This is a genomic window from Methylobacterium sp. CCH7-A2, from assembly GCF_001557075.1.
Classification (GTDB): domain Bacteria; phylum Pseudomonadota; class Alphaproteobacteria; order Rhizobiales; family Beijerinckiaceae; genus Allobosea; species Allobosea massiliensis.
On the sequence record NZ_LSKN01000146.1, the window covers coordinates 1 to 3140 of the forward strand.

A 3140-nucleotide genomic window follows, 5' to 3' on the forward strand; every position below is an offset into this window, starting at 1 on the left:
TGGTCTGGAAGGCGATGTCGTCGATCACCCGGATGATGTCCGAGATCTTGGTCGATGCGCTCTCGATGCGCGCCATGGCGTCGACCGCCTGGCCGGCGATGGCGCCGCCGGTCTGGGCGGCTTCCATCGCTTCGGTGGCGATCGCAGCGGCCTGGCGCGAGGCCTGGGCCGAGGCTTTCACCGAGGCCGCGAGCTCTTCGGTGGTCGCCGCGGTCTCTTCCAAGCTCGAAGCCTGCTCCTCGGTGCGCTTCGAGAGATCATCCGCGCCCATGTTGATCTCGCGGGCGGCGAGACCGACATCGGCCGAGGTTACCTGTATGGTCTGGACCGTCTCGGCCAGACGCTGCACGGTCCCATTGATGCTGCTTTTGAGGGCGCCGAGCACACCACGATAATCGCCCTGGACCGTATGGGTCAGGTCGGCTCCGGCAACTGCATCCATGACCTCTGCAAATTCTGTCGTCGCCTTCTCTACCAGTGCCGAGACGTTGTTGAGGCCGACGGCGATTTCGCGAACGAACCCGTCCTTGTTGTCGAGCGGCAATCTCGCCGAGAAGTCGCCGTTCTGGGCGGCGCCAACGACGGCAGCAATTTCGGCCTGACCCAGGAGCTCGGCCGTCACGTTCCGCCAGACGAGCGTGTGGCCGATCGTCGAGCCATCTGCGCCGCGGATGTAGGCCATGTCGACCAGGATGGTCTCGTCGCCGATATCGTAGCGGACCTTGCGTATATCGCCATTGTCGACCAACAGCTTTCTGGAGAGGTTAGGATTGGTTCGGTAGTAGTCGAGATGTTGACCGACCATCTTCTCGACCGCGAAGTCGCCCTTAACAGCACGGAAAACGGGTTCCATTCTCATCAGCATCTCGACCAGGGACGCGCTGATGAAGGTGATGCTCTCGTTCGGGTCGGTGATCATCAACATGGTCGGCGACTGGTTCATCGCCGCAATTGTGAGGGCGCTGGCCTCGGCCTCGTGCTTGCCTCGATCGAGGGCGCGCGCGATCTCGCCGATCTCATTGGCGAGATTCAGATGCGGAACGGGCTCGGAGAAGTCGTTATTCTGGAACTGGCGCATCGTTCTGATCAGATCCGCAATCGGAATGCGGATCGACCTGACGAAGCTCAGCGCGATGCCCATGGCCACGAGCACGCCGAGAAGCGCCAATGCAAACTCAATGAACGCCTTTGATTTCAGACCCTCAATGCGCTGATTGAGAAGGCTGACGAGATTGCTCTCGACGGCCTGCCAGAGAGCATCCGATCCCGCGGCGAAAGCTGCCTCAGCGACATCGAATTCAGCGGGCTTCAGCCGATTTGGAACGTTGCTGGCGATCACCTTCCGAAGGGTGGTGGTCAGCGACGACAGTCGGTCTGCGGCCGCGTTGAAGGTTGCCAGTTGCTCGCCAAATTTGGAGGCAAGCTCCGGCCGACTATCCTGTGCTGACTTGATTGACGAGCGCAGAGCTGAAAGCCCTATGTCGAAGCGCGTCGAGGCTTGAATGAACGCCTCGTACTCGGTCATCGACACCTCCCTGCCAACACCGACGAACGCCTGGTAGCTCTGCTCCATCAGCGCCCGTGCGATGACGACCTCGGGGAGCCGGACTGTCGCAGCATCCATCAGGTAGTAAGTCGTGACCTCGGGATCGAGCGTCAGGTTTGAGCCGTCGGCGATTTTTTGGATAGCAACCTGACCGCGATCCAAGGCAGCCTCGCGTTCTTTCGGATTGGTAAGCGCCTGCCGGAACGCCTCGACCGCTGCCGTCGCGGAAAACCTAGCCGAGACGGTCTCGGCCCGCTTCACTGATTCCACCGCAGCAGGGGTGAGGCTGCTGTCCGGTCGGGCCGCTTCTGCCAATCCGGCCCAAACGTCCTTGACCGCCTTGGCCCCCTCCAGCTCAAGCGATGAGAAGGCGACGTCCTTCTGAACGGACTGCCCGATCAGCCAAGCAAAGTGCCCGATGGGGAGCATCAGAACGGCCATAATCGCGGCGATTTTCGCGCCCACGCTGAGGGAGGCGATCCGGGCAGCCAGTGTCTTCATAGAGGGGGGGGGTCCGCAGCCGGGATAGGCCGCTGAAATCGTGAGACGCAGGCGTTAAATATTACCTAAGGGAATTACCTGATCAGCAGGTTGATTGCGCCCGGCTTGGGATTAGGAGACGCACCGGTAGGAGGTCTGCAAGGCGGCTCTCGGCGACACCGATTGTTGACGATTGGACCACACTCGACGGACTAGTCAGGAGGCCGCCATGTCAGCGCAGGGGTTTCAGTTTCAGGTGACGTCCCGGACGCAACCCGGTGTTCAGGTTTTTGTCGTTGCTGCAGCGACGCTATCCAGCGAGGAGAGGATTCTTCAGCGCAACAATGCCATTGTCGCAGGATCGACGATTGAACTCAAGAGACAGGTGACAGCCGACGACCTGGCCAAATACAGACCAGTGTCGGGAGACGTTGTCCAGATTCGCTAGAATTACCTCCAGATGATCGCAATCGATCTGTAATACCAGGGCTAAACGACATTTTGATCAGCCCCGACAAAATGATGTCTGACGCTATTCTCAGGCGGTCGAACGGTTGAATGGCCTCAATCGAGAACTTGCACGATACGGTCGTGGGCACCTCGTAGTAGGTTACGCGATGCTGGGGGAGTGTGCCTCCCACGGCGACCGAACCGGCATATATGCGACGGCGAAGGGTGACGACATATTCGCGGAACTTCGGCGTGTTGTCGCCGATACTACCACCCACGATGGCGCCGCCTACGCCGCCGACCATGGCACCCACGGTGCCGCCGACGACTGAGCCGACTTGACCGCCCAGTGGGTTATGCGCCGGAATAGACGTTCTCCGGTCGATGACAAACGTTTGGTTTGGGGCATTGCCCCAATGTGAGCATGTGGCGCGAGCCCGCTACTGCAGCCGGAACTCGCTGCCCACCGCGCGCAGGTCGGCGGGGCCGATCAGGTCCTTGTGGCTCACCGTGACGCGGAAGAGCTTGCCGTCGAGCTTTGCCTGCCAGAACTCGAGGAAGCGGTTGAGTTCCGGAAAGCGGGGGGCGAGGTCGTAGTCCTGCCAGACGTATTCCTGCAGGATCGCCGGGTGGTCGGGCATCCGGTAGAGAATGCCGGCTGTGG

Annotated in this window: 3 protein-coding genes; 1 reads left to right on the forward strand and 2 read right to left on the reverse strand. The window is 60.8% G+C overall.

Annotated features, from left to right (window positions below; genetic code table 11):
- Positions 1–2047: HAMP domain-containing protein (locus AX750_RS12545; RefSeq protein ID WP_156450121.1), on the reverse strand; the 2047-nt coding region annotated here is incomplete at its 3' end.
- 208 nt (positions 2048–2255) lie between these two features.
- Here AX750_RS12545 and AX750_RS12550 point away from each other — a divergent pair.
- On the forward strand, positions 2256–2474 hold the full coding sequence (locus AX750_RS12550; RefSeq protein ID WP_067254347.1) for a hypothetical protein: 219 nt from the start codon (positions 2256–2258) through the stop codon (positions 2472–2474).
- Positions 2475–2916: 442 nt separating this feature from the next.
- On the opposite strand, the gene AX750_RS12555 is transcribed toward AX750_RS12550, so the two are convergent.
- The coding region (locus AX750_RS12555; RefSeq protein ID WP_067254351.1) for a protein usg at positions 2917–3140 on the reverse strand (224 nt) is incomplete at its 5' end.